This is a genomic window from Streptococcus sp. 2106 (assembly GCF_013277315.1).
Classification (GTDB): Bacteria; Bacillota; Bacilli; order Lactobacillales; family Streptococcaceae; genus Streptococcus; species Streptococcus pseudopneumoniae.
On sequence record NZ_VMMS01000057.1, the window covers coordinates 1 to 17,788 of the forward strand.

At 37.8% G+C, this 17,788-nt stretch carries 30 protein-coding genes, 1 tRNA gene and 3 pseudogenes; 12 read left to right on the forward strand and 22 right to left on the reverse strand.

What is annotated here, in order from left to right; translation table 11 throughout:
* Positions 1-56 precede the first annotated feature (56 nt).
* Positions 57-164: pseudogene (locus tag HT723_RS06765) on the forward strand (IS5/IS1182 family transposase); the annotation flags it as partial.
* Between the two features lie 14 nt (positions 165-178).
* Here HT723_RS06765 and HT723_RS11930 read toward each other — a convergent pair.
* The 12 genes and pseudogenes from HT723_RS11930 to HT723_RS06825 all read right to left on the reverse strand — a co-directional run.
* Positions 179-513: pseudogene (locus tag HT723_RS11930) on the reverse strand (site-specific integrase); the annotation flags it as partial.
* Between the two features lies 1 nt (position 514).
* On the reverse strand, positions 515-889 hold the full coding sequence (locus HT723_RS06775; protein ID WP_001257560.1) for a HepT-like ribonuclease domain-containing protein: 375 nt from the start codon (positions 887-889) through the stop codon (positions 515-517).
* A complete protein-coding gene (locus HT723_RS06780; protein ID WP_000263130.1) occupies positions 870-1,184 on the reverse strand; it encodes a nucleotidyltransferase domain-containing protein in 315 nt (104 codons plus the stop codon). The genes HT723_RS06775 and HT723_RS06780 overlap by 20 nt, the downstream gene beginning before the upstream one ends.
* A 45-nt stretch (positions 1,185-1,229) precedes the next feature.
* On the reverse strand, positions 1,230-1,391 hold the full coding sequence (locus HT723_RS06785; RefSeq protein WP_000077979.1) for a type II toxin-antitoxin system RelB/DinJ family antitoxin: 162 nt from the start codon (positions 1,389-1,391) through the stop codon (positions 1,230-1,232).
* Positions 1,392-1,480: 89 nt separating this feature from the next.
* On the reverse strand, positions 1,481-1,858 hold the full coding sequence (locus HT723_RS06790) for a type II toxin-antitoxin system HicB family antitoxin (RefSeq protein ID WP_000921490.1): 378 nt from the start codon (positions 1,856-1,858) through the stop codon (positions 1,481-1,483).
* A gap of 57 nt (positions 1,859-1,915) precedes the next feature.
* Positions 1,916-2,104 (reverse strand): type II toxin-antitoxin system HicA family toxin, encoded by a 189-nt coding sequence (locus HT723_RS06795; protein WP_172934893.1) that lies wholly within the window; start codon positions 2,102-2,104, stop codon positions 1,916-1,918.
* A 272-nt stretch (positions 2,105-2,376) separates the two neighbouring features.
* Positions 2,377-2,448: transfer RNA gene (locus HT723_RS06800), tRNA-Arg, on the reverse strand.
* 40 nt (positions 2,449-2,488) lie between these two features.
* The gene (gene rplS / locus HT723_RS06805; protein WP_001068669.1) at positions 2,489-2,836 is read right to left on the reverse strand and encodes a 50S ribosomal protein L19; all 348 of its coding nucleotides are present in this window, start codon (positions 2,834-2,836) and stop codon (positions 2,489-2,491) included.
* Positions 2,837-2,954: 118 nt separating this feature from the next.
* Positions 2,955-3,284: a fluoride efflux transporter CrcB gene (gene crcB / locus HT723_RS06810; protein WP_172934894.1), complete on the reverse strand. Its 330-nt coding sequence runs from the start codon at positions 3,282-3,284 to the stop codon at positions 2,955-2,957.
* Positions 3,278-3,652, reverse strand: a complete 375-nt coding sequence (gene crcB / locus HT723_RS06815) for a fluoride efflux transporter CrcB (protein ID WP_000712082.1) — start codon at positions 3,650-3,652, stop codon at positions 3,278-3,280. The genes crcB (HT723_RS06810) and crcB (HT723_RS06815) overlap by 7 nt, the downstream gene beginning before the upstream one ends.
* Positions 3,649-3,915, reverse strand: a complete 267-nt coding sequence (locus tag HT723_RS06820) for a chorismate mutase (protein ID WP_000362492.1) — start codon at positions 3,913-3,915, stop codon at positions 3,649-3,651. Before HT723_RS06820 ends, crcB (HT723_RS06815) begins: the two co-directional genes overlap by 4 nt.
* Before the next feature lie 115 nt (positions 3,916-4,030).
* The gene (locus HT723_RS06825) at positions 4,031-4,474 is read right to left on the reverse strand and encodes a flavodoxin (RefSeq protein ID WP_000241950.1); all 444 of its coding nucleotides are present in this window, start codon (positions 4,472-4,474) and stop codon (positions 4,031-4,033) included.
* Positions 4,475-4,577: 103 nt separating this feature from the next.
* Between HT723_RS06825 and HT723_RS06830 the strand changes: the two genes are divergently transcribed.
* The 4 genes from HT723_RS06830 (at position 4,578) to HT723_RS06845 (ending at position 6,662) form a co-directional block, all read left to right on the forward strand.
* Positions 4,578-5,513 carry a bifunctional oligoribonuclease/PAP phosphatase NrnA gene (locus HT723_RS06830; protein WP_119943628.1) on the forward strand — a complete coding sequence of 312 codons (936 nt, stop codon included), beginning with the start codon at positions 4,578-4,580 and terminating at the stop codon, positions 5,511-5,513.
* Positions 5,514-5,608: 95 nt separating this feature from the next.
* A complete protein-coding gene (locus HT723_RS06835; RefSeq protein ID WP_000710764.1) occupies positions 5,609-5,851 on the forward strand; it encodes a type B 50S ribosomal protein L31 in 243 nt (80 codons plus the stop codon).
* Positions 5,852-6,028: 177 nt separating this feature from the next.
* Positions 6,029-6,313 (forward strand): type II toxin-antitoxin system RelB/DinJ family antitoxin, encoded by a 285-nt coding sequence (locus HT723_RS06840; RefSeq protein ID WP_172934895.1) that lies wholly within the window; start codon positions 6,029-6,031, stop codon positions 6,311-6,313.
* A complete protein-coding gene (locus tag HT723_RS06845; protein WP_054392925.1) occupies positions 6,303-6,662 on the forward strand; it encodes a type II toxin-antitoxin system RelE/ParE family toxin in 360 nt (119 codons plus the stop codon). The genes HT723_RS06840 and HT723_RS06845 overlap by 11 nt, the downstream gene beginning before the upstream one ends.
* A gap of 135 nt (positions 6,663-6,797) precedes the next feature.
* On the opposite strand, the gene tatA is transcribed toward HT723_RS06845, so the two are convergent.
* The 6 genes from tatA to HT723_RS06875 form a co-directional block, all read right to left on the reverse strand.
* Entirely contained in the window at positions 6,798-6,968 is a 171-nt protein-coding gene (tatA, locus tag HT723_RS06850) for a twin-arginine translocase TatA/TatE family subunit (RefSeq protein ID WP_054392926.1), read from the reverse strand.
* Positions 6,952-7,683 carry a twin-arginine translocase subunit TatC gene (gene tatC, locus HT723_RS06855; RefSeq protein WP_054392927.1) on the reverse strand — a complete coding sequence of 244 codons (732 nt, stop codon included), beginning with the start codon at positions 7,681-7,683 and terminating at the stop codon, positions 6,952-6,954. The genes tatA and tatC overlap by 17 nt, the downstream gene beginning before the upstream one ends.
* A complete protein-coding gene (locus HT723_RS06860; RefSeq protein WP_172934896.1) occupies positions 7,684-9,372 on the reverse strand; it encodes an FTR1 family protein in 1,689 nt (562 codons plus the stop codon). It abuts the gene before it with no gap.
* On the reverse strand, positions 9,347-10,561 hold the full coding sequence (efeB, locus tag HT723_RS06865; protein WP_172934897.1) for an iron uptake transporter deferrochelatase/peroxidase subunit: 1,215 nt from the start codon (positions 10,559-10,561) through the stop codon (positions 9,347-9,349). The genes HT723_RS06860 and efeB overlap by 26 nt, the downstream gene beginning before the upstream one ends.
* Positions 10,562-10,566: 5 nt before the next feature.
* Positions 10,567-11,439 carry an iron uptake system protein EfeO gene (gene efeO / locus HT723_RS06870; RefSeq protein WP_023936132.1) on the reverse strand — a complete coding sequence of 291 codons (873 nt, stop codon included), beginning with the start codon at positions 11,437-11,439 and terminating at the stop codon, positions 10,567-10,569.
* Between the two features lie 107 nt (positions 11,440-11,546).
* Positions 11,547-11,858, reverse strand: coding sequence for a hypothetical protein (locus HT723_RS06875; protein ID WP_238375691.1), 312 nt, complete (start codon positions 11,856-11,858; stop codon positions 11,547-11,549).
* Between HT723_RS06875 and HT723_RS11600 the strand changes: the two genes are divergently transcribed.
* The 4 genes from HT723_RS11600 (at position 11,772) to HT723_RS06885 (ending at position 13,948) form a co-directional block, all read left to right on the forward strand.
* Positions 11,772-11,945 (forward strand): hypothetical protein, encoded by a 174-nt coding sequence (locus tag HT723_RS11600; RefSeq protein WP_240154955.1) that lies wholly within the window; start codon positions 11,772-11,774, stop codon positions 11,943-11,945. The genes HT723_RS06875 and HT723_RS11600 overlap by 87 nt on opposite strands.
* Before the next feature lie 153 nt (positions 11,946-12,098).
* Complete coding sequence (locus HT723_RS11825) at positions 12,099-12,230, forward strand: SPJ_0845 family protein (protein WP_000268685.1); 132 nt, start codon at positions 12,099-12,101, stop codon at positions 12,228-12,230.
* Complete coding sequence (locus HT723_RS06880; protein WP_000123628.1) at positions 12,231-13,136, forward strand: permease; 906 nt, start codon at positions 12,231-12,233, stop codon at positions 13,134-13,136.
* Entirely contained in the window at positions 13,133-13,948 is an 816-nt protein-coding gene (locus tag HT723_RS06885) for a TIGR03943 family protein (RefSeq protein WP_000617832.1), read from the forward strand. The genes HT723_RS06880 and HT723_RS06885 overlap by 4 nt, the downstream gene beginning before the upstream one ends.
* 128 nt (positions 13,949-14,076) lie before the next feature.
* Here the strand turns inward: HT723_RS06885 and HT723_RS06890 are convergent.
* From HT723_RS06890 to HT723_RS06905, 4 genes and pseudogenes are all read right to left on the reverse strand, one after another.
* A pseudogene (locus tag HT723_RS06890) lies at positions 14,077-14,792 on the reverse strand (alpha/beta hydrolase).
* A gap of 3 nt (positions 14,793-14,795) precedes the next feature.
* Positions 14,796-15,107, reverse strand: coding sequence for a hypothetical protein (locus HT723_RS06895; RefSeq protein ID WP_172934898.1), 312 nt, complete (start codon positions 15,105-15,107; stop codon positions 14,796-14,798).
* A gap of 112 nt (positions 15,108-15,219) precedes the next feature.
* Positions 15,220-15,399 (reverse strand): hypothetical protein, encoded by a 180-nt coding sequence (locus tag HT723_RS06900; protein WP_000216060.1) that lies wholly within the window; start codon positions 15,397-15,399, stop codon positions 15,220-15,222.
* A 12-nt stretch (positions 15,400-15,411) separates the two neighbouring features.
* On the reverse strand, positions 15,412-16,284 hold the full coding sequence (locus tag HT723_RS06905; protein WP_000749590.1) for a DUF4300 family protein: 873 nt from the start codon (positions 16,282-16,284) through the stop codon (positions 15,412-15,414).
* Positions 16,285-16,615: 331 nt separating this feature from the next.
* Here HT723_RS06905 and HT723_RS11935 point away from each other — a divergent pair, with 331 nt between their 5' ends.
* From HT723_RS11935 to HT723_RS06915, 3 genes are all read left to right on the forward strand, one after another.
* Entirely contained in the window at positions 16,616-16,933 is a 318-nt protein-coding gene (locus HT723_RS11935; protein WP_050208382.1) for a hypothetical protein, read from the forward strand.
* A 24-nt stretch (positions 16,934-16,957) separates the two neighbouring features.
* Entirely contained in the window at positions 16,958-17,152 is a 195-nt protein-coding gene (locus tag HT723_RS11940) for a S24 family peptidase (protein WP_007284915.1), read from the forward strand.
* Between the two features lie 281 nt (positions 17,153-17,433).
* Complete coding sequence (locus HT723_RS06915; protein WP_078374357.1) at positions 17,434-17,700, forward strand: tyrosine-type recombinase/integrase; 267 nt, start codon at positions 17,434-17,436, stop codon at positions 17,698-17,700.
* Positions 17,701-17,788: the final 88 nt, after the last annotated feature.

Sequence of the window (17,788 nt, forward strand, 5' to 3'; positions counted from 1 at the left end):
TTAGAAATCGATTTGACTGTCTTGATTGATTTGTCCTGTTCTTATTTCATTTCACTATGAAAACGTTTAAAATATTTTCAACAACCTATCGAAATCATCGTAAACGCTTCGGATTACGAATGAATTTGATTGCTGGTATTATCAATCATGAACTAGGATTCTAGTTTTGCAGGAAGTCTAATAAATATAAACCGTAAATATGCCTGCCTGCTTTTGCTATCATGGTTTGGCTACCTATCCCAAGTTCGGATAAAAATACTTTCAAGTATTTATTCAATCCATAATTTGTAGAAAGTTTATACCTTCTATCACAAGAGACCAAATCATATTTCTTTAATTCTTCACGATTATAAAGAACCTTATCTTGTTCCTCTTTCAATGCATCCAATACAGATATTAAATCTTCATCAATAATAATTTCTCTTATGGAAGTATTCGTTTTTTGAGGAATAAAATTTGTCGATTTCTAGCAAATCTTCCATACGTTTTTAGAGTTTCTCTTTCATTTTCTATTTTATAATTCACCTTCTAATTCTCTTATAATCGAGTGTAAAGATTCTTTCGTTTTGGGAACAGATTCCTTCAATATACCCTCTATAATTTTAAAATTTAAGTTAGAATAATTATGATAAATAAAATTTCTAAAACCTTTTATCTGAGTCCAGTTTATCCTATCTGAATACTTCTGTTTTACTTCCTCTGATAATTTGCCTAACGATAACTGTTCTCCTACCTGTCCTAAATTCATAGCGATAGAATCAACTACCATATCATCATCTAAAGGTAAATTATATCTTCTTGCTTTATACAAAACAGCATCGGCCTTATCAAGATATAAAACCATATCCTTCAAATATGCTATATCAGTTTCAAGAGATTGACTTCTCATAAATAACCTCTCTATCATTCAAAAAATTTTTCTTGACTAACTTCCCAATGTTTGTTTTTGGAGAAAGTAAATCACTAACCAATAGAATATCTATATTACCATCAAAAATAGTCAAAAGTCTACCATATACATCAAAATATATAGAATCATCCTCTAACTCCAAAGCAATATCAACATCACTTTTCCCATCAGCTTCGCCCCTAGCATAAGAGCCAAATAGATAAATTTTAGATAAATCATATTGTTTAGCAACAGGAACAATTTTTTCCTTTATCTGATCTATTGTATAAACCATAACCGAACCCCTTTAGATTATATCTATCCACACTTTTATTTCACCTTACTCAGAATCAAGTTTAACTTCAAAAGGAATACTTCTTGTCAACACACTTTGCTTCAAAAATAACTTCACAGCAGTTGACATATCTAACCCCAACTCATTAAAAATCGCAGTCGCTTCTTTTTTCAATTCATCATCTACTCTTACAGCAATTTGTGACATAGCATTTCTCCTTTTCTTCTTGTATATCTATTGTATCACTTTTACCAATACATATCAAACTTATTCCCTAATAAATACAGTCTTTAAATTTAAACTTGCAACTTCTTCTCTAATGCTTGTGCCAAAACTTCTGAATAGTTAATCTTTTCTCGATCAGCAAGACGAACTAGCCATTCAGGAACGGTCACGTTCTTTCTAATCGCCTTGTTACTTCTCACAAAAGGCGCAGGATCAACTTGAATCATTGATACAAAACCATCTGAAACTTCAATCTTTAAAATATCACTTGGAGTAGGCAACGCCATCCCTTCATCGATATAAGAAGCTAAAACATTTTCAAGCATTTCTCGAGCATTTTTCATCGCTTCTTCGATATTTTTTCCTTCTGTACCACCACCAAATTCTGGAAATTCTACCCAATATCCTGTTCCTTCTTTATGAAAAATAGCTGGATACGTTTTTAACATTCTACTACCCCCAACATTCTACTACCTCTGATGTAAAAAGACTTAGGAAAGTAAAAATTACAATCCTAAATCTTTGAGAATCTTTCTCTCCAATCCCTTTCCCAAATCTTCATTTCCATGAACTGGAATCGTGACAAGATAAGAAAAAACCTCTTTCTTAAAATGATGATGACTTCCTCTTTGACGAACTTCAACCCATCCATTCTCAAGAGCTAGTTTCACCATTTCTTTACCTGTAAGTGGCATATATATTCGTTACCTCCTTACACTTACTATTATACGCATTATGTGTGTAATAGTCAAATTAAAACAAACCACTTTTTCTCAATAACTACAAAATAAAATAGACCAGCTTCCTGATCTACTTTATTCTATATTCATTGACTTTTGGTCAAATTTTGGTCACACTTTGGTCAAAGATTCCAAAAATACTAACCTATTTTAAAAAACTAAATTGTGATGATTGCCTACAAATAAACACTTTGAATATTCTTTATGTTTCTTTACGCTTCTTATTATGCCCCCTGCAGGAATCGAACCTGCAACTACTCCTTAGGAGGGAGTTGTTATATCCATTGAACTAAGGGAGCTAGATAAAAACTCTGCTGAAAAAGCAGAGTTTTAGTCGAATTAACGACGGATTTCTTTGATACGAGCTGCCTTACCTTGAAGAGCACGCAAGTAGTACAATTTCGCACGACGTACTTTACCGTAACGAACAACTTCGATTTTTTCAACACGTGGAGTGTGGATTGGGAAGATACGCTCAACACCTACACCGTTAGAGATTTTACGAACTGTGTAGTTTTCTGAGATACCAGCACCTTTACGTGCGATAACAACACCTTCAAAAATCTGGATACGTTCACGGTTACCTTCGACAACTTTCGCGTGTACACGAACAGTGTCACCAGGACGGAATGATGGGATATCTGTACGAAGTTGACCTTCAGTCAAGCTTTGGATTAATGGATTCATTTTATTCTCCTATCTTTGTCAATCTTGAGGAATCTTCCTCAGCGGATAAACTGTATTTTTGTGCGTCCATTACACACAAGATACAGTTTACCAAATTTCCACAAAAAAGTAAAGAAATTTATAGCAGAATTCCTAAAAAAATCGCAATCAAACCACCGAGGTAGGTCAAAGCTAAATAAGAATAAAATCCCTTCCTATCACTTAACAATCTTTGGAGTTCGTCATTCAAGGTCGAAAAAGTTGTCAAACCTCCACAAAATCCTGTTGCTAAAATAGCATAGACTTCCTTAGACTCCACATGATTGTAGAATAATCCAATTAAAAAACAACCTAGAAGATTGATTATGAGCGTTCCGAGGGGCAATTTAGAAGTTTGATTATAGCGGGAAAAGAAATAGCGCACTAAAGCTCCGAAACCACAAGCAATTGCAAGATAGACCATTACCATTTCTTCCTCCCTAGAAAATAAGCTAAGAGTAGGCCTCCACCGATGCTCAAAAGCAAATACAGGACTAAACTAAGATAACGCCCTGTATCAAGCAGCTTCACAGTATCAAGCATTAGGCTGGAAAAAGTTGTTAAACCTCCACAAAAGCCCGTCCCTAGTGCTAAAATCAAGCCCTTACTAGTCCCCTTATAGACCAGATATCCCTTGACAAGATAAATCAAGCAGAAAATTCCCAGATAGTTGACAAAGAGAGTGCCCCAAGGAAAGTCTGGACTGGCTGATAACCAAGTAGAAACAAGGTAGCGCACAAGTCCGCCCAACATAGCAGCTATAAAAATGCCTAGCGGATAAAATTGTTCTTTTTTCATTTGATATTCTGATTCTGATAATCACGCGAACGTTTGAGTATGTCCGAAAAAGTCGCGACAATAGTTTCCTGATAGCGCTTATCTCCTACACGACTTCTAACCTTTTCAAAAATAACCGCTTCTCTCTTGGTATCTAAAATCGGTTTACCTGAAGCTTTCTTATAGGCAACTACACCCTCAACCAAATGCATTCGTTCTTCTAAGAGCTTGACGATTTGGTCGTCGATTTGATCAATTTCTTGACGAATACTATCTAAATCCATACAGTCTCCTCCTTTATTTGAATTATTGTATCAAAAAGCCACCAAATAGGCTAGTAAAATCCTAACTCACGATAAGAAAAATGCACTGATTGATTACATCAGCGCACGTTTATACTTATCCTACTTTAGCAGCCAATTCTTCTGCGAATTGTTCCAAGCGCTCAATGTCTTCTTCCTCAGCAGAGAGATCAACTTTAACACATTCTGAACCTTTTTCTGCTCCTGTCGAAACAAAAACACGATCAAAGTCATCAACAGCCTTACAGAATTCATCGTAGAAGGTATCTCCTGAACCAACCACTCCGTAGATTTTGCCATTCAAGTTGAGATCTGCTAGGTCTTCGTAGAAGTCCATCATCTCATCTGGCAATTCACCATCACCATAAGTATAGGTCGCAACGATAGCGATGTCAGCTTCCAAGAAGTCTGAAGCGTCAACAGTTGTACATTCATCAACATCGACATCCAAGCCCAAGTCACGTAATTTGTCTGCTACAATATCTGCAATTTCTTCGGTATTACCGGTCATACTGGCAAATACAATTTTTGCTAATACCATATCGTCCTCCTCAATTTATCTTTCTCCATTATATCACATCTTTTTCATTTTAAAAATAAAAATTCTTGTGCTACAATGAAATGAGAAAGAATTGAGGTTATTTATGGAAATTTGCCATCAAATTTTAGAAAAAATCAAAGAATACGACACGATTATCATTCATCGTCATATGAAACCAGACCCTGATGCCTTGGGAAGTCAGGTGGGTTTGAAAGCTCTTCTCAAACATCATTTCCCAGAAAAAAACATCAAAGCAGTTGGTTTTGATGAACCAACTCTTACTTGGATGGCTGAAATGGATTCTGTTGAAGATAATGCCTACCAAGGAGCCCTTGTCATCGTCTGTGATACAGCTAATACCGCTCGTATCGATGATAAGCGCTATAGTCAAAGTGATTTTCTCATTAAGATTGACCACCATCCAAATGATGATGTATATGGCGACTTATCTTGGGTAGATACTAGTTCAAGTAGCGCTAGTGAGATGATTACCCTATTTGCCCAAACAACCCAGCTAGCCTTGTCAGATTGCGCTGCTGAGTTGCTCTTTGCAGGAATCGTTGGCGATACAGGTCGTTTCCTCTACCCTTCTACCACTGCACGGACTCTTCGCCTGGCTGCTTATTTGAGAGAACATAACTTTGACTTTGCGGCTCTCACTCGCAAAATGGACACTATGAGTTACAAAATTGCTAAACTTCAAGGCTACATCTACGACCATCTGGAAGTGGATGAAAATGGTGCTGCTCGTGTTATCCTGAGTCAGGAAATCTTAAAACGATTCAATGTCACCGATGCTGAAACTGCAGCCATTGTCGGTGCACCTGGACGCATTGACAGCGTCAGTCTCTGGGGAATTTTTGTGGAGCAGGCTGATGGCCACTACCGCGTTCGCTTACGTAGTAAAATCCATCCTATCAATGAAATCGCCAAGGAACATGATGGTGGAGGCCACCCTCTAGCAAGTGGTGCTAATTCCTATAGCCTAGAAGAAAACGAAATCATCTACCAAAAGTTAAAAAACTTGCTTAAAAACTGATAAAATACTTGCCAAACTTTTCAGAATCTGATAGACTAGTATGGTAACAATCTATGGCTCGCAAAGAGACCATGGCAGAAAGGAAATATTGTAAAATGAAAAAAGATATCCATCCAGAATATCGCCCAGTTGTCTTCATGGACACAACTACTGGTTACCAATTCCTTAGCGGTTCAACAAAACGCTCTAACGAAACAGTTGAGTTCGAAGGCGAAACTTACCCATTGATCCGTGTGGAAATTTCATCAGACTCACACCCATTCTACACCGGACGTCAAAAGTTCACTCAAGCAGATGGACGCGTGGATCGTTTCAACAAAAAATACGGTCTCAAATAATGATAAAAAGACAGCTTCGGCTGTTCTTTTTTGTTTCTTGAAATCAACTGCTGTTTTCATGTTCCAAACTAAAAAAACTTTACACTCTCGATAGTTTCTAGAGTACAAAGTTTTCTCTTGCCTAAAAAATATAAAAGATATATACTAGCTATATATAGTATAGATTGGAGATATACCATGACGACATCACTTACTAAGCAATACAATTTTAAAATCAATGAGTCATCAATGGAACAAGCTAGAGCTATCATCAAGGAAAAAGGAATGACTATGACGGATGCTATTAGTCTTTTTATCGAGCAGATTGTTCTCGAACAGGATTTACCAATAAAAACTGTAGAAGATATACATCGTGAGCGATTGATTCAGGAACTACAAGCCCAATCTGAACGCTCCTTAAGAGAATACGAATCCGGACAAGGAACTTCCCTAGACAATATGAGGCTACGATATGGCTTATAAAGTGAGTCTTTCTACTGAAGTGAGTCAGGCAATTGACAATATCCATGACTACATTACTACTGTTCTTTTATCACCTCAGTCTGCTAAGAATACTGTAGCCAGAATTTTAGACGGCTTAAAAAGTTTAGAAACTTTTCCTGAAGCTGGCTTTGATGCAGATGAAAAAATCGAACTAAAAATCAACAGTAAGTACCCTACGCGAGGAAAAATTATCGGTCAGTATATCTTGCTTTACTTTATCGACCAGACTCAAAGAACTGTTTTTCTTTCCCACTTATTTCACACCAAAAGTGACTATGTTACCTTGCTCCAAAGCAAAAATAACAAAAACTCAAAATCATCATTTTAATGTCCACCACTCTCTTAATAACCTTGTACTTATAAGGAACACAGTCTTCATTTTAACTAAAAAATAAAAAAACTTTGCACTCTAGCTAGCCACACGATGCTTTTCAGAGTACAAAGTTTTTTTATCTGACAAGATTTAGTCTTCCTTATCTTGATGTTCAGTTCCTTTAACTGCTTTTTTAAATTCAGATAGCATTTTACCGATTGATTCACCTAATTCAGGCAATCGTTTTGGTCCAAATATCAAGAGAGCTCCTAAAACGATGATAATCAATCCTGGTGCTCCAATATCACGTAAGATTCCCATTTCTCTCTCCTTTCTGCTTGCGTTTCATAATGTATTTGCTGATAGCAATACTTAATTCATAGAGTAAAATCAAGGGGGCAGTCATTGCCAAATCACTAACAAAGTCGGCTGGTGTCAAGATGACTGCAAGTACCAATAAGATAAAATAGGCATATCGGCGATAAGCAATCAATAATTCTGCTCCAATGAGCCCAATCGACGTCAAAAAGGCAATGATAACTGGCAACTCAAAAATCAGGGCCAAAGGCAAGGTCGTTTGAAAAACAAAGGACAGATAATTTTGGGCGGTTAACTGCGTTTCAAACAGACCTTCTCCCAACCCTAATAAAACCTGAAGTAAGGCCGGTGTTACAAAGTAAAAACCAAAAGCCAGTCCAACCAGAAAACAAAGGAAACTAGCTGGAATATAGGCAAAAATAGCTCTCGCTTCTTCCTTCTTTAAACCGGGCTTGATGAAAGACCAAATATGATAAACTGTGTAAGGTAAGGTGATGGTAAAGGCCATCAGACTAGCCAAACGTATGTAAATCCATAAAATATCATTAGGTCCTAAAACAATCAACTTTTGCTGAAAAGATTGGGTCACATACTGATAAATCTGGTCTGCAAAAAGTAGGGAGACACAAAATACCAAAAAGAAACAAATGACCACAGCCAATAATCTCTTTCTAAATTCTACCAGATGTTCCACGATTGTCAATTCTTTTCTGTCCATCTATTTTTCACCCTGTCTAAAAGTGACAATCAAGACAATAATAACAAAGACTAGCTGGCTGACCAAGCCTTCCCAACTTGGATAAATTCCAAGCAAATCGATCGTTGGAAAGCCTGTCAGCAAGTGATTTGGTGCCATATTGGTCAACTGAAGAGCATGGACACTAACTCCCAGCATCTTGAAGGCTAGGGCATAAATCATCCAAGTCAGGATAAAGAAGACCTTATGTGGCAGGAAGAATTGACTGGCCTTATTCATCACTATGGCAATAATTACCAGAACCAGTAAGGCAAGTGAGATTCCCAAGACAAATTCAAAGCTGGAAATCCTTGGTAAAATCCCAACATAAAAGAGAATGGTTTCTGCTCCCTCACGGAAAACAGCTAGAAAACTGAGAGCAAACATGGAAATAAAGGAGCCTGTCTTGGTCACTGTTTCCATTTGTGACTCCATAAAGGTATTCCATTTTTTGACCGAGGATTTGCTGTGGAGCCAGATTCCAATCAAAATCATCATAGCTACTGCAAAAATTCCCACTGCTCCTTCGATGATTTCACGATTGGAGCCTGATGTTACTGCTGGAAAGGCAATTTGCAGGATAAAAGCAATAAGGAGACTAGCCATGATTCCAGTGATAGCACCACCATAAACCCACTTGAGTCCCTTTCGCATCTTGGCTGCTTTCAAGGTCGTCACCAAGGCCATGACGATTAAGAGAGCCTCTACCCCTTCTCTCAGGAGAATCAGCATGGCATCAAAGGCATTGTAACGTGCGCTAGTATCAATTTGTGATAAATCTGCAATCAGTTTTTCTAATTTTTCTTGGTATTCCTTCTCACTTCCCTTGACCATAATCACAGGGCTTTCACTTTCCACTCGAGTATAGAGGGAAGGATTGGTCGTGCTAACAGAGCCTTCAATCGTTGGCCAGATAGTGATGAATTCCTTCATGCTAGCTGCTCCTGATGCTTGATCACCAGCTTGGAATTGTTTCAAAGCCTTTGTCAAAAGGGCAATACCGTCTTTAAGACTCAAATCAGAAGATGTTGCTACGACTGCTTTTCCAGCTACAAAATCATCAATAGCCTTTTTTAAGTCCTCAAAGGAAATCTGGATTGAATTAAAATCTGTAGGCTCGGTTTCCATACTACTACGCAAGAAAGAAATAGCTGTTTCAACACGTCCATAATGGGCCGTACTATTGTCACGAACCACACTTTCATTGATGGTCCAAGTGGAATTCATTTTCTTAAAAGCTTCTCGAACCTTTTCCAAATCTTTGGAGGCAATGGCTTGTTCCAAGGCTTCAAAACGAGGACTTAGACGGTTTACCAATTTTTCCTTTTCCGCATCTAAGTCAACAGGATTTTGTTCTTTTTCAAAAGCTAATAGGGCTGCAGAAATTTCGGTGAGTTTGTCTTCAGTAATCTCGCCTGACTGAGCTAACTTTTCCTTAACGACTTTACCAGCCTCAGAATTGCTATCTTCTACTCTTTCAAAGTCTGATGCCATCTCTTGAACAAGTTTCTGGGCCTCAGACTGATTCCCATTTTTCACTGCTTTAGAAGCATCTGTGATTTTCACAAAGTAAGAACTCAAGCTTTCTTGGGCACCTACTGGGGAAAGAATTAAAAATGACAAAGCTAAAACTAGTAACCAGCTTCTAGCCTTCCAATAATTTCTGACCAATGTAGCCTCCTTTCTCCACACCACCAAAGCAAGCAAAGAGTCCACTACCGATGTGAGTGATATATTCATTCATCTTATCAGTAGCACCTAGATTGGTTTGAACCTTGACAAAGTTATCAGGATCCTTCTGGAAAGAAATGAAAAGCAATCCTGTATCAAACTGGCCAGTTTTTTCATCAATTCCATCAGAGTAAGAATAAGAACGTCGCAAAAGGGGCTTGTCTACTTCCTTAGCTAAACGAACATGCGAATCATCAGGTAAGAGACTCAAATCCACTTCATCAAACTCATTCTTCTTACCAAAGGGAGCACCACTTTCCTTGTAACGACCAAAAGTATTTTCTTGTTCTTCAAGACTAGTGCGATCCCAAGTCTCTAAAAACATCTGAATCCGACGAACTGCCATATATGAACCATTTTCCATCCAATCCTTACTATCAGCCCAGATAACGCGGTCAAAGTCTTGCTCCTTGGTTGGATTTGCTGTTCCATCTTTAAAACCAAAGAGGTTACGCGGAGTCTCCATTCGATCACCGATAGCTGCAAAACCAGACTGACTCCAACGGAGGGTCACTGCATTTCTCCCCTTACGGATAAGATTTCGAATAGCATGAAAGGCAACCTGCTCATCATCTGCACAGGCCTGAATCACAATATCTCCACCTGTATATTTTTCACGCAATTGCTCCTTCGGAAAAGGCGGTAAATCTCTGAACACTTGAGGACGCTTGTTTTCCAAGTTCATCTTTTTCAAGAAACTGGCAGAGACACCAAAAGTCAGGGTCAAACGATGCGGGTTAAGCCCGACTGTCTCCCCAGTATCGCTAGGAGGTAAGAGAGCATTCTGTCCATCTTTTTTGACCAATTCCCCCTCAACCAACTTGGCACTATAATCCGTCCAATCCTTGAACAACTGGATAATCTTATCTCTATCCGTCGTATGCAAGTCCAAAACGACAAAATAGATATTCTTTTGCATGGGCGTACTAATCCCAGCTTGATTCTTGCCATAAAAAGCAATTTTTTCATTTCCGTACGAGATTTTTTCCTGACTTCCTAGCTTAGGTGCGAAAAAAGCAGAAGCACCAGAGAGTCCTAGCGCTAAACCAGCCCCTCCAATCCCTGCTTTTTTTAGAAATTCTCGACGGTCCATTTTCTTTTCAAAAAACTTTTCGTCTTTTTCAGTCATGACTCTTATTCTCCACTAAGAAATTTACCCATTTGTGATAGAGGTTCACCAAGTTTTGTCACAGCTTCTGACAATTCTTTGGTATCTTCTTTTGTCAAATCAGTATAGAGTTTGTAGTGTTCCTTGTCGGTCATTTGTTTGTCCAGCAAACTATTAACTGACTTGAAATCTGCTTCCAATTCTTTAACTAGGTTAGCATCTGATTTTTCAAGTAAAGGTTTAAAAAGTTGGAAAATCTTCTCAGCTCCCTCGATATTTGCACGGAAATCATACAAGTCTGTATGAGAATAAATTTCCTCTTCACCCGTAATCTTGCTTGTCGCTACTTCGTTAAGCAAGTCGACTGCCCCAGTCAACATGACCTTGTAGTCCACATCCACAGTTGCAATCTTGGCTTTCAATTCCTTGATATCATTGACCAACTGATCGCCATAACTTTCAGTTCCTTTAGTTGTATTGTCTTCCCAAAGGATACGCTCGATACGGTGGAAACCTGACCAACCTTCTTCTGTCTTGTTTTCGTCCATATAGTCTGCCAAACGGAAGTCAATCTTGACATCTGACTCACCAAAACTTTCAGCAATTGGTTCTGAACGCTCATAAGACATACGAATCAGTGGATAAACCTTTTTGGCTTCTTCTAACTTACCTTCTTTCAACAGTTTGACAAAGCCTTCCGTATCTGTCAAAAGCTTATCGATTTGCTCTTGCACAAAAGTCTTATATTCAGCAGTGGCCTTATCAAGCATTTTTTGCTTGTCTTCAGACAAGGCTGTCACCTTAGATGAATCATTTGTCTCGGTTGATTTTTCAAAACGGACTGCACATGCTGTCAGTAGCAAGGCTGAAGATAAAAGGACAAAACCTAGTTTTTTCATTGTATACTCCTATCGGTTCAGGAAACCTGAATTCATTTTACGTTTCATTATACTATGTTTTTTCTAATCTGTCAATAAATTTTCAGACAATTTAATGTTATGTTTTCTCAATCTACCAGACTTAATACGACTTTGTAACTTGTAATCTTGTAAACGATACATGGTCGGAACATAAAAGAAATCACCACTTTTATGTAACTTAATCGCAACTTAATCGCAACAAGAACATTATTATCAAATCTTTTTACATATTCAAAACTGGCGTCTTTCTCTCGTGGATTGATGCCGACGAAATCTGGGTTCCTTAGTATGAGTTCCAGGTCTTCAATATGATGAATCACATCATTGTGATGGCCTTTTATCATATGGCTTCTCAAACCGTCTTTGTTGACCTTTATGTCGCTCGCTTCAAGAACAATATCAAAAATTTCTTTTACTTCATCGGTAATCTGACCGATTTTTTTTACTTCATCGGTAATCTGACCGATTTTTTTTATGATCCATAATTTCCTCCGTTATTCCACAACTATTATATCACAATCATAGTGTATATCAGGATATATCAAACTCTATTATTCGTTAGATACTCAATTTTAACTTTTCCCTTTTCCTCAAAATAATAGTATAATAGAGGTAGAATTTAGAATCGAGGTACACCTATGGCTGTAAAATTTACAAAACGAGACGACTTGGACAAGATGTTTGAAGAGTTTGCTAAACTCCCAGATTTGAAACAAGTCACTTTCCCTGATGACAAAGAGAAAAAAGCCAAAGCAGAAAAGAAAAACTAGATGACTGCTTTTCAACAACTCCCATCTAGTGTACTTCAAACTGGAGCCATTTTTCTCTCTATTATCATTGAAGCCCTTCCCTTCGTTCTGATAGGAAGCATTGTCTCAGGGCTGATTGAGGTCTATATCACACCTGACAGGGTTTATCATTTTCTCCCTCGAAATCGTTGGGGGAGAATCTTCTTTGGCACCTTCGTTGGTATACTTTTCCCTTCTTGTGAATGTGGAATCGTCCCCATTATCAATCGTTTTCTGGAAAAAAAGGTTCCCAGTTACACGGCCGTTCCCTTTCTTGTGACAGCACCTGTTATCAATCCCATTGTTCTTTTTGCGACCTATTCTGCCTTTGGCAACTCCTTCCATGTCGCCCTATTACGAGCTCTGGGTTCCATTCTTGTGGCTGTAATACTAGGAATTTTTCTAGGATTTTTCTGGCAAGAACCGATTCAGAAAGAAAATCGTCTGACTTGTCATGAGCATGATTTTTCTTACTTGAGTTCTGCAAAAAAAGTTTTTCAAGTCTTTGTGCAGGCCATTGATGAATTTTTTGATACGGGGCGTTATTTGGTATTTGGCTGCCTCTTTGCTTCTATAATACAGGTCTACGTTCCGACTCGGATTCTGACCTCTATCAGTGCGACCCCTCTTTTTGCCATCCTGCTCTTGATGATTTTATCCTTTCTTCTTTCGCTCTGTAGTGAGGCGGATGCCTTTATAGGTGCTTCTCTTCTCTCGAGTTTCGGTTTGGCTCCAGTTCTGGCCTTTCTCGTCATTGGCCCAATGCTGGATATCAAAAATATTCTCATGATGAAAAATTACTTGAAAGCACGATTTATTAGTCACTTCATTACGATTGTGACTCTGGTCGTTTTAGCCTATTCTCTCTTGATTGGAGTCATCCTATGATTCGATTTTTAGTTTTAGCTGGCTATTTTGAACTGACTATTTACCTCCATCTGTCGGGCAAACTAAACCAGTACATCAACATGCACTATTCCTATCTGGCCTATATCTCCATGGTGCTTTCCTTTATCTTGGCAATTGTTCAATTGTATATCTGGATGAAGCAAATCAAAACCCACAGTCATCTGAACAGCCGATTGGCCAAGATGACGAGTATTTCTCTTCTGGCTATTCCACTTGTCATCGGCTTAACTTTCCCAACTGTTAGCTTGGATTCTCAGACCGTTTCTGCTAAAGGTTATCATTTCCCCCTATCGGAAGGAACGGATCTAGCCATTCAGACAAGTGAAGGGACGACAAGCCAATATTTGAAACCAGACACCAGTTCTTATTTTTCAAAATCAGCCTATGAAAAGGAAATGCGAACGGCGGCGGATAAATACTTGTCCCAGGATAGCATTCAGATCACTAATGAAAACTATATGGAGGTCATGGAGGCTATCTACGACTATCCAGATGAGTTTGAGGGCAAGACAATCCAGTTTACAGGCTTTGTCTATAACGACCCCAGTCATGCCAATAGTCAATTTCTGTTCCGATTCGGCATTATCCACTGTATCGCAGATTCTGGTGTCTATGGATTGCTGACCAAGGGAAATACCCGGCAGTATGAAAACAACACTTGGATTACGGCCAAAGGAAAACTGCTCAATCACTACCATAAAGAACTCAAACAAAACCTTCCAACCTTGGAAATCGACAGCTTTACAAAAGTCGATAAACCAGAAAATCCCTATGTTTATCGAGCTTTTTAAGAAAATCAAGATAAAAACGAACAAGTTCTCTTCTGAATGACAGAAAAGAGCCTGTTCGTTTTTTTGTTATATGAGAATTAGTGACTTGTAGATTTTCATCTTATACCATTTCAAGCCATACAAGCAACTCAGTGAGAATAAGAGAGCCACTCATTAATCATACTAGCGATTTTTTTGGGTGCTTGAGTATAAAGCTCATGGCCAACGTTTTCTAGAAAAATAGTATCAAAATAATCTGGTAATTCTTTTAGTGTTTCCTCTCTCCATGTAGCTTCATTAGGATAGCGAAGACTAATAAACAAGGTATCTCCCACTTCTCTCTTAAAAGCTTGTATTTTTCTCCGTAAGCGGAGTATCGCTTCTATATTTTCATAATTTATAGCCAACTCATATCTATTATACTCAGAATTCCAGTGATAGGACTGTCTTACAGCTTCCTCCATATTTTCTGACCAATGCTTTGCTTCAGATTTTTCTTTAGAAATAAGAACATCTAAGTCCGAAACAATTTGAGATTTGATATAATTTTTAGTTTCCTCTAACTCTGTATCTAAAGGTAAAATCTTATCTAAATCTAGATAGCCACCATCCAAAAGAATCAGTTTCTTCACTTCTTCAAATTCCGATGTGAGATAACGAGCCAAATCTCCTCCAAGAGAATGGCCTATCAGACAGATAGATTCTTCCTCTTCTATCGATTTTTAAACCATGATTTCAATTCTGTTTCATCTCGAAGATGCTTTTCATATGGATTTAGAAAATAGACCTGCGAATCTAATTCTTGAAGAAGATCCTTGCTATGATAGACATTGCTTCCCAAACCGCCAATAAAATACATTTTCATTCTCTACTTAATACTATGCTTATTCATCTTTTGTTCAAAGATAGTTGTGATAATCTGACGCAATTCTTCTCGTTCTTTTTCTGGAATCTCACCACTTGTTTGAGCTATAGCGTAGAGTTCAGGGTGTTCGATTGAAATGCGTTTAATCGTACGTGTTGTAGCATGTTTTCTGACGAAAAATGGGATTCGCTTAATCAAGTCTTGTGGTACTAGCGCAAGAATCTTCTCAGCAGTTTCCTTGTCACTAATCTTAGACGTCGTAAGTCCCTTCTTAATCATTTCCTGTTCTTTTTCTGTAAAATCTTTTAATTCCATCTGATTGATCCTCCTATTTTCTCTAAGTTAAATTATATAGCAATCTGGATAAAACTACAAATGGACTATCTGGAAATAGGTGCAATACTGTAAAGACGAGTCTGTTCTTTAATTATAAATCTTCCTCCTCAGTCACTTCCCATACTTCTGATTGATAGCCATTCCCATCAATATCGTATCTTTGGATATAGCCAATAAATGTTTCATTTTTTCGTGGTTTCTGGCTATTAACGATTGAAATAACCCACCAACTCATCAAAAATAGAAATAAAAGTCCTAGGATTACTGTCATATCATACCACCATTAAAGTTTAACCCACTTATCATTATCCATGATAAAAGGCTGAGCCAGTCCCTCGCCTGTATAATCCGCATACTTGGTGCCTAAATACTTGTAACAATCTTCCTTGCTGGCAAATTTAATCGCTTGGTAGGGCTCTTCGAAAGTCAATTTCTCTACAAATAAGAAACCGTCATCAGCCGGTACTAAGACTCCAACGTGGCCTACAAACAGATACTCACCATCCAGATTGTCGTGCAAGACTACAGATAGCATTCGAGCTTTGTCGTTGAATTGAAATTGGGAGAAGAATGTTTCCATCTTTTCAGCGTGAACCTTGACATCCGTCGTTGCCTCAGTTGGAACTCTCGAAAATAGAATATCAAACTCTTCCTTATCTTGTGAATCAAAGACCTTCCCCTTATCAATCGCATCGTTATCTAGGAAAAGCAATTGATCATTCTTATCAAGTTTTGGAATGGTGACTGAATTTTTCAAAAGACAATAACTATTGATACGGCAGTTGGTTCCAACAAAATCACCCTTCTTTTGATTCCAGAGATGACTGATTTTTTCAACATCGTATTCTGTGTGAGTAAAGGAAGTGAAATCTCCTGATAAGCCAGTTGAGCCGACAATGGTATTGTAATCATTAACGAGATTAAAAAAGGCATCAACACTATTTGGATCCAAGTGAGCTGATAAGAGAGATTTGACCTCTTCTGTACTTACCTGATTGTTTAGGTTGGTGTATGAAGCTTTCCATGGAACTTTCGTTGAACTACTTTGCCTTTGACTCGTCCCATTCGAAGTTGTAGCATCTTGCTGACAAGCTGCCAAGCCTAAAAACAAAGCTGAACAGATTCCTAATATGGCTAATTTTCTTGATTTCTTCATCTTTTTCTCCTAAATGTCTTGGATTAAAGTTTCTTTAACTACTGATTTACAGATATTGATTACTTTCTCATTTAATATGCTCATCGTCTTTCCCTCCGATTTGTTTTTTTTTGTTATTTCCTTAAGCTTGATTTAATTATAATAGGCGTTTCGTGCTCTGTCAACAATTTTTTTACGAAAACACAACAAAGTTTTCATTTTCGTGGATTTCGTGTTATGCTTTACTTATAAAAACAGAAAGAGATTTCATTCGTGGATAAAGAAGAGATTGCAATTGTTACATGCGAAAAATAAAACAATATAGACTAGTAATGGTTGGACTCAATAAGAATTGAGTACCAAGATTGGTATAAGTAAAAACACCCTTGGAAACTATGAAAAAAGGGTTAGGTCTACTAAGAAAAATACTATATTTGACTTAGTTAAAGTATTCAGTAGCTTGATTGATGTCCTCTTTCCTCCAGTTCAAAAGGATTCTCCTAGCGATATCCAATCTATCTACGACCAACGGGCATCACCCAGACAAGGTAAAGTACTGACCTATGCCGATAGGCAACTGTATGAGAAGAAAAACGATGATAAACGAAGTATCGCAAAAATCATCAGACTGGACGACTACAGACAGACTACTTACTCTCGTGTTAGGTAGTTTATCTCTGCAGGTAGCCGCTCGATGCAGGACGACAATTTAGATATGGAGTTTCCATTCTATGAGGATGAAATCCCAGACGACTACGACGCAATCGCTTATGTCGTCAGCAAGTCCATGGAGCCAAAGATAAGAAACGGCAACTACCTATTTATCAAGAATCCCCCACAGATTGACTATAATACCATCGTCATCTTCCAAGTAGACGGTGCTAACTAGGTCAAGAAACTTCGCCAAGGCTACCTCAAAAAACTCAATCCCGAATACCCCGACATCTGCCTAGACGAAAGCAACCGTATTCGCACCATCGGAAAAGTTGTCAGGCTGTATAGGGAGAATTAAAAAAGAGGGAGAATGACGATATAAAACAAACAGATTTTAAAAGATTCGAAAAACTTTGAAAAAGTTCATTCTACATTTCAAAAAAGAATAAGTGACCTAAAGCAGATTATATTTTGTTAAACAATAGTGATATGTAAATTTAGAGAAAGGCATTTAAAATCACTTTTCAAAAGGCAAATACTAAACTAGCGAAACCGATAAACCAGCCCCTTAGTTCCCATATTTTCAGGCACACACTCCTTAGTACACTAGCTGAGAAGAATATCCCATTAAAAGCTATAATGGTTAGAGTGGGACACAAAGACGCTAAAACAATAAATAACATCTACACTCACGTAAGTAAAATAATGGAGCAAGCTGCTTTGGAGGTTTTAAATACCATATCATTAAATCGAAAATATATCAGATTGAATCTAGACAAGTAGATTGCGATTGCTAAAACATTTGTAGAAATTCATTTGACTTTTCTAATCAATTTGTGCATATCTTATTTCATACTCAATGAAAATCAAA